Source organism: Yokenella regensburgei ATCC 49455, from assembly GCF_000735455.1.
Classification (GTDB): domain Bacteria; phylum Pseudomonadota; class Gammaproteobacteria; order Enterobacterales; family Enterobacteriaceae; genus Yokenella; species Yokenella regensburgei.
On the sequence record NZ_JMPS01000010.1, the window covers coordinates 183,430 to 190,859 of the forward strand.

General features: G+C 54.6%; 6 protein-coding genes. 2 read left to right on the forward strand and 4 right to left on the reverse strand.

Translation table 11 applies throughout. The annotated features are described in order from the left end of the window. Positions 1-19: 19 nt before the first annotated feature. Entirely contained in the window at positions 20-844 is an 825-nt protein-coding gene (gene iclR, locus GYRE_RS02960; RefSeq protein ID WP_006816653.1) for a glyoxylate bypass operon transcriptional repressor IclR, read from the forward strand. Positions 845-859: 15 nt separating this feature from the next. On the opposite strand, the gene aceK is transcribed toward iclR, so the two are convergent. The 4 genes from aceK to metA form a co-directional block, all read right to left on the reverse strand. Next, complete coding sequence (aceK, locus tag GYRE_RS02965) at positions 860-2,593, reverse strand: bifunctional isocitrate dehydrogenase kinase/phosphatase (protein WP_038252859.1); 1,734 nt, start codon at positions 2,591-2,593, stop codon at positions 860-862. Between the two features lie 51 nt (positions 2,594-2,644). Continuing rightward, positions 2,645-3,949: an isocitrate lyase gene (gene aceA / locus GYRE_RS02970; RefSeq protein ID WP_038252861.1), complete on the reverse strand. Its 1,305-nt coding sequence runs from the start codon at positions 3,947-3,949 to the stop codon at positions 2,645-2,647. Between the two features lie 31 nt (positions 3,950-3,980). Then, complete coding sequence (aceB, locus tag GYRE_RS02975) at positions 3,981-5,582, reverse strand: malate synthase A (protein WP_038252864.1); 1,602 nt, start codon at positions 5,580-5,582, stop codon at positions 3,981-3,983. A 271-nt stretch (positions 5,583-5,853) separates the two neighbouring features. Then, complete coding sequence (gene metA, locus GYRE_RS02980) at positions 5,854-6,783, reverse strand: homoserine O-acetyltransferase MetA (RefSeq protein ID WP_006816649.1); 930 nt, start codon at positions 6,781-6,783, stop codon at positions 5,854-5,856. A 158-nt stretch (positions 6,784-6,941) separates the two neighbouring features. Here metA and GYRE_RS02985 point away from each other — a divergent pair, with 158 nt between their 5' ends. Then, a complete protein-coding gene (locus tag GYRE_RS02985; RefSeq protein ID WP_038252865.1) occupies positions 6,942-7,385 on the forward strand; it encodes an acetyltransferase in 444 nt (147 codons plus the stop codon). Positions 7,386-7,430 lie beyond the last annotated feature (45 nt).

Genomic DNA, 7,430 nt, shown 5'->3' on the forward strand with positions numbered 1-7,430 from the left:
TACAGAAAAGGAGTCCGCCATGGTTGCTACCGTTCCCGCTAAGCGTGGCAGAAAGCCCGCCCCTGCCGCCGCCCCCGCTGGCGGGCAAGTTCAGTCATTGACCCGTGGGCTTAAGCTCCTGGAGTGGATAGCGGAATCCCACGGCAGCGTCGCGCTGACCGAACTCGCGCAGCAGGCCGGGCTGCCAAACTCCACCACGCATCGTCTGCTCAGTACCATGCAGCAGTTAGGGTTTGTCCGCCAGGTGGGTGATTTAGGCCACTGGACGGTGGGTGCCCATGCCTTTATCGTCGGCAGTAGCTTTTTGCAAAGCCGAAATCTGCTGGCAATTGTCCACCCTATCCTGCGCGCGCTGATGGAAGACTCAGGCGAGACGGTGAATCTGGCGGTGCTCGACCAGAGCGATCATCAGGCGATTATTATCGACCAGGTGCAGTGTACCCAGCTGATGCGTATGTCGGCCCCCATCGGCGGAAAACTGCCGATGCACGCCTCCGGCGCAGGCAAGGCCTTTCTGGCGCAGCTCAGCGAAGAACAGGTCACCAGCCTTCTGCACCGCAAGGGGCTACACGCCTACACCCACGCGACGCTGGTTTCCCCGGTCCATCTGAAAGAAGATCTGGCCCAGATACGCAAACGCGGCTACTCATTTGATGATGAAGAGCACGCGCTGGGACTGCGCTGCATTGCGGCCTGTATTTATGACGAACACCGCGAGCCGTTCGCAGCCATTTCTATCTCCGGGCCGATTTCCCGTATGACCGACGACCGGGTGACCGAGCTTGGTGCGCTGGTGATTAAGGCGGCGAAAGAGGTCACGCTGGCTTACGGTGGGATCCGTTAAGACCAGCCATCTCCCTCAGGAAGAGGGAGAAAACCTGATGCAAAACCTCTGCTTACGACGGTAGGCATAGACATCTTCTACATGCCCGAGCTTAATCCGCGTTTGCAGCCCGCGCCAGTAGTCGGCCCGGAAAAGGTCGGCATGCATCTCTTCAAAGAGTGGCCCAATGCGTGGGTCAGCGCACAGCCAGTGACGGAATTCTTCAGGAAAGACATCCCCGGGTGAGACGCTGTACCAGGGCTCGCTGGCAAGCTCGTCTTCCGGGTAGCGCGGCGGCGGGATGTCGCGGAAATTCACCTCAGTCATATAGCAAATTTCATCGTAATCGTAGAATACCACCCGCCCGTGGCGCGTCACGCCGAAGTTTTTGAACAGCATGTCACCGGGGAAAATATTGGCCGCCGCCAGCTGGCGAATGGCGTTGCCGTATTCCTCAATAGCGTCGCGCAGCGCCTGGCCGTTAACCTGCTCCAGCCAAAGATTAAGCGGCACCATCCGCCGTTCGATGTAGAGGTGGCTGATAGCAATACGATCGCCAAGATCGGTGATTTTTCCCGGTGCCTCTGTCAGTAATAACGCCATCAACGCCGGGTCAATTTGCTGTTTTTCCAGCACAAAGTTTTCAAACTCCTGGGTGTCCGCCATTCTTCCTACACGGTCGTGCTCTTTAACCAGCTGATAGCAGGCCCGCACGTGTGCCGCCGTCATCTCCTTTTGCGGAGCAAATCGGTCTTTGATGACTTTAAACACCCGGTCAAAGCCCGGCAGGGTAAACACCAGCATCACCATGCCGCGAATTCCGGGCGCCTCGGTAAACTGCTCGTCGGCGGTCGAAATGTAATTCAGATATTCACGGTAGCTCTCGGTCTTCGCATGCTTCTGACAGCCGATAGCCATATACAGCTCGGCGGTGGTTTTACCAGGCAGGATCTCACGCAGCCACTCGACCAGCGCGGCTGGTAGGGGTGCATAAACCATGAAGTAGGAACGAGCGAAACCAAAAACAATGCTCGCCTCGGCGTGAGTCGTCAGGCAGGCGTCAACAAACAACTCACCTTCGTCGCTGCGATGAACCGGCAGCAAAAACGGCAGAGTTGCCATCGGAGTGACCAGCCTTCCAGCCAGCCAGGCCGCCTTGTTGCGATAGAACAGCTCGTTGGCTATCTGCAGGTGGCTCTGCTGAAGTGTCTCAGCACCAAGGGCCTCCAGCAGATGAGCGGTGATATACCCCACGTCTCGCGCTTTATCCTGCCAGGGGAGGCGCAGAGGCAGATCGGTGAGCATTCGCGTTAGCAACGGTTCCCAGCCATGATCGGGGAAGAAGTCCTTCGCCAGTGGGCGAGGAATGGTGCGAAAGCGCCGCTCGGGCTGCGAGCTGAAAATAAATAACCGCTCGGGAGTCAGCGAACGGTGGTCAAATAACCGGCAATAGACGGAGTTAAAAAAGCTCTCCGCAATCTCGAAGCGAGGGTAGTCGGGCAGCAGGTCGGTGTAATGCTCCTTCACCCGCAGCAAAAAAGCGGCGTCCGGATTTCTGCCATCGGTAATACAGCGCAGCTGTTCCACCACCAGACCAACGTGATGGTCATAGAGGTGAATTCGCTGCTTCATGGCCTGCTGAACCGCATGCCAGTCGGCCTGTTCAAAACGTTGCTGGGCGCCGGAAGTGACTTCCAGAAAACGACCATACTGAGCGTCGAAGCCCTGCAGAATAGTTTGGGCAATCAGTAATTCCAGGCCACGCGTCATCTCTTTCCCCCTCACCCCAGCCCTCTCCCCGACGGGGAGAGGGGGAAAACATCAGAACTGCTCTTCTTCCGTTGAGCCCGTCAGCGCGGTGACGGACGAAGCTCCACCCTGAATGATGGTGGTGACTTTGTCGAAGTAGCCTGTTCCCACTTCCTGCTGGTGAGAAACAAAGGTGTAGCCGTCTTTAGCGGCCGCAAATTCCGGCTGCTGTACTTTCTCGACGTAGTGCTTCATGCCTTCGCCCTGAGCGTAGGCGTGGGCCAGATCGAACATGTTGAACCACATGCTATGGATACCCGCCAGGGTGATGAACTGATACTTATAGCCCATCTCCGAGAGCTGCTGCTGGAAGCTGGCGATCGTTTTGTCATCGAGGTTCTTCTGCCAGTTAAACGACGGTGAGCAGTTGTAGGCCAGCAGTTTACCCGGGAAACGAGCGTGAATCGCTTCGGCGAAGCGGCGAGCCTGATCGAGGTCTGGTTTAGAGGTTTCACACCAGACCAGATCGGCATACGGCGCGTAGGCAAGACCACGGCTGATAGCCTGCTCAATCCCGGCGCGGGAACGGAAGAAGCCTTCGCTGGTACGTTCGCCGGTAATAAACTCGCGGTCGTACTCGTCGCAGTCAGAGGTCACCAGATCTGCTGCATCCGCATCGGTACGGGCAATCAACAGCGTCGGGACGCCCATGACGTCTGCAGCCAGACGCGCGGCAACCAGTTTCTGAATGGCTTCCTGAGTCGGTACCAGCACTTTGCCGCCCATGTGCCCACACTTCTTCACCGATGCCAGCTGATCTTCGAAGTGAACAGCCGCTGCACCGGCTTCAATCATCGATTTCATCAGCTCAAATGCGTTCAGCACACCGCCGAAACCCGCTTCCGCATCCGCCACGATGGGCAGGAAATAATCGGTATAACGCGGATCGTTTGGTTCGATGCCGGATGCCCACTGGATCTGATCCGCGCGGCGGAAGGTGTTGTTGATACGATCCACCACCGCCGGTACCGAGTTCGCCGGGTACAGCGATTGATCCGGATACATGCTTGATGCCAGGTTGGCGTCAGCCGCCACCTGCCAGCCGGAGAGGTAAACAGCTTCGATCCCCGCTTTAGCCTGCTGCAGCGCCTGACCACCGGTCAGCGCACCGAGGCTGTTCACATAACCTTTTTTGGCGTCGCCATGCAGCAGGCGCCACATTTTGGCTGCACCCAGCTGCGCCAGCGTACATTCCGGATTCACCGAGCCGCGTAATTTCACCACTTCCTCTGCGCTGTATGGGCGGCGAATGCCTTCCCAGCGCGGGTTTGTCCACTCTTTCTGTAACTCTTCGATTTGTTGGGTACGGGTTTTCATGTGCAGATGCTCCATATTGTTATGTGGTGGTTTACGCAAGCAGGCGGTAGCCTGGCAGGGTGAGGAAGTCGATTAAGTCATCTGATGTGGTGATTTGCTCCATCAGGCGCGCGGCATCGTCAAAACGTCCGCTGCTGAAGCGGTGCTCGCCGAGCTCGTCCTGAATAACCAGCATCTCTTCAGCCAGCATCTGGCGGAATAAGGCTTTGGTCACAGGCTTTTCGTTGCTGAGCGTTTTCTGGTGATGGATCCACTGCCAGATAGAGGTACGGGAGATTTCCGCCGTGGCGGCGTCTTCCATCAGGCCATAGATAGGCACGCAGCCGTTACCCGAGATCCATGCCTCGATGTACTGCACCGCGACGCGAATATTGGCGCGCATTCCCTCTTCGGTGCGCGGGCCATCACAAGGTTCCAGCAGCTGTTCAGCGGTAATCGGTGCATCGGCCTCGCGGCTGACCGACAGCTGATTTGGCTTATCGCCCAGTACGCTGTTGAACACCGCCATGGCGGTATCAGCCAGTCCCGGATGGGCAATCCAGGTACCGTCGTGGCCGTTCTTCGCTTCCAGCTCTTTATCCGCCTTCACTTTGTTCAGCACCTGATTGTTGCGCTCAGGATCTTTGCTGGGGATAAACGCCGCCATCCCGCCCATCGCAAACGCGCCGCGTTTATGACAGGTTTTAATCAACAGGCGCGAGTATGCGCTGAGGAAAGGTTTGTCCATCGTCACCACCTGGCGGTCCGGCAGAACACGATCAGGATGGTTTTTCAATGTTTTGATATAGCTGAAAATGTAATCCCAGCGGCCACAGTTGAGGCCAACGATGTGATCGCGCAGCGCATGCAGGATCTCGTCCATCTGGAATACCGCCGGCAGCGTTTCAATCAGCAGGGTGGCTTTAATAGTGCCGCGTGGAAGAGAGAAACGATCCTCCGCATAGCTGAACACTTCGCTCCACCAGGCGGCTTCCTGCCAGGCCTGAGTTTTTGGCAGATAGAAATAGGGGCCGCTGCCTTTTGCCAGCAATTTCTTGTGGTTATGGAAAAAATAGAGCGCGAAGTCAAACAGGCTGCCGGGAATGGCTTCACCACGCCAGGTCACGTGTTTTTCCGGTAAATGGAGGCCACGCACGCGGCAAACCAGTACCGCCGGATTTGGTTTCAGCTGGTAGGTTTTCCCTGCCTCGTTGCTGTAGCTGATGGTGCCATTAACCGCATCGCGCAGGTTAATCTGACCGTCGATCACTTTACTCCAGTCCGGTGCCAGAGAATCTTCAAAATCGGCCATGAACACTTTCACATTGGCATTCAGCGCGTTAATCACCATTTTGCGCTCGACCGGGCCGGTGATTTCAACACGTCGATCCTGTAAATCTGCCGGGATACCACGGATTGTCCACTGACTTTCACGAATGGAAGCAGTTTCCGAAATAAAATCTGGCAACTGACCGGCATCGATATCCTGCTGCTGTTTGATACGTGCAGCCAGCAGCTTGTTACGCTTCGGCGTAAAACGCGTCACCAGCTCGCTCAGGAACTCGACGGCTTCCGGCGTCAGGATCTGCTCTTCCTGTTCGCCATATGGCTGGCTAAAAGCCAGTTCTTCGATGGTTGTTGCCTGTTGTGTCATTGCGTAGCTCCTCATTAGCGATCCTCAACGGTTCTCCCCAACGTGAACGCAGGATCGTTGTGCAGTTTTCGTTCAGCACAATTAAGACTACTCAATTAATTTCCAAAATCAAAAACAATTTCCATTTTCAATTTAAAATATTCACAACATATTGATAACAAAAGAAATAAACTTATCCTGCCTGGTGAGTGTAATTTCAAAAACAAAAAAGGCACCCGAGGGTGCCTGTAGTGGAATGCTGAAACGCTTTAGGATCGATCTTCGCAGGAGATTACTCCAACGTAGGATTCATATGGCGGAGATCGTATGGCGTTATCTGGTAGACGTAATAGTTAAGCCAGTTGGTGAACAGCAGGTTTCCATGACTTCGCCAGCTCGCCTTCGGCGGATTTTGTGGGTCATTTTTTGGGAAGTAGTTATATGGCACTTCCGGGTTTAAGCCCGCTTCTACGTCACGGAAGTATTCACCGGCAAGCGTCAGGGGATCGTACTCCGGGTGGCCGGTCACAAACGCGATACGCTTGTCTTTGCTGGCAAAAAGATAGGCATCACCGTTTTCGGTTTCGGCCAGGATCTCAAGATCGGTGTAGTCACGAATGAGATCAGCCGGGAAATCCGCATAGCGGGAGTGCGGCGCCAGGAATTCATCGTCAAAACCACGGGTCAGCAGCGCATGAGGATGAAGAATACGGTGTTCGTAAATGCCTGAGAGCTTTTCGCTGCGAGTTTGCTTGGGAATGCCGTAGAGGATATTCAGCGCAGCCTGTACCGCCCAACAGACAAAAAGCGTTGAGGTGACATGCTCTTTGGCCCACTCCAGAACCTGGCGGATCTGCGGCCAGTACGCCACATCATTAAATTCAACCAGCCCCAGGGGGGCACCGGTGACGATAAGACCATCGAAATTTTCGTCGCGGATATCGTCAAAGTTACAGTAAAAATTGTTCAGGTGCTCGGTCGGCGTGTTCCGTGACTCACGAGCATCGATACGCAGCAGCTGGATATCCACCTGCAGCGGCGAGTTGGAGAGCATGCGCAGAAACTGGTTTTCCGTTTCGATTTTCTTCGGCATCAGGTTCAGGATCAGTACCTTCAGAGGACGAATTTCCTGAACCGTAGCGCGTGAAGCGGTCATCACAAACACGTTTTCATCACGCAAGAAATTGACGGCTGGTAGCTCGTCCTGCACCCGAATCGGCATAACCTTGTTACCTCAAAAGCATACGTATAAACGTTTAGACATCCAGATAGCTGACAATACCCAGAAATCAGCGAAATGTCGAGGCTCTCACTGCAAAGGTGAGAAAGTTTCACCCAATAAAAAAAGGTAGAATAGTGGCTGGTATTAAGGAGAATAAAATGAAGATTGTCATTCGTCACTCACGTTCGGACGAAGGTGATGCACTAGTAGATATCTGGCGTCGGGCGGTTGATGCCACACACCATTTCCTTTCATCTCAGGACAGAGCAGAAATAGAGCAGCAGGTTCGCACTTTCCTGCCGGCAGCTCCGCTCTGGGTTGCAGCAAACGAGCAGGATAAGCCAGTGGCCTTTATGTTGCTGTCAGAAAACCATATGGATGCGCTGTTTGTAGATCCAGACCACCGCGGTACCGGTGTTGGCAAAATGCTCATTCAGCACGCTCTATCGCTCACTTCCGGGCTGACAACCGACGTCAACGAGCAAAACCAGCAGGCCGTGAAGTTTTATGAAAAGATGGGATTTGTACAGGTGGGTCGTTCAGCAACAGACGACCATGGCAGGCCTTATCCGCTGCTGCATCTACAGTACCGGGGGAAGTAATTCCCCTTTTTATTGATAATTTCATAACGGACAAAAACGAAAAAA

Bases quoted from the DNA above. Each gene is read 5' to 3' on its own strand.
- aceB (WP_038252864.1), bottom strand. From the start codon at position 5,582: ATGACACAACAGGCAACAACCATCGAAGAACTGGCTTTTAGCCAGCCA.
- aceA (WP_038252861.1), bottom strand. From the start codon at position 3,949: ATGAAAACCCGTACCCAACAAATCGAAGAGTTACAGAAAGAGTGGACA.
- aceK (WP_038252859.1), bottom strand. From the start codon at position 2,593: ATGACGCGTGGCCTGGAATTACTGATTGCCCAAACTATTCTGCAGGGC.
- iclR (WP_006816653.1), top strand. From the start codon at position 20: ATGGTTGCTACCGTTCCCGCTAAGCGTGGCAGAAAGCCCGCCCCTGCC.
- GYRE_RS02985 (WP_038252865.1), top strand. From the start codon at position 6,942: ATGAAGATTGTCATTCGTCACTCACGTTCGGACGAAGGTGATGCACTA.
- metA (WP_006816649.1), bottom strand. From the start codon at position 6,783: ATGCCGATTCGGGTGCAGGACGAGCTACCAGCCGTCAATTTCTTGCGT.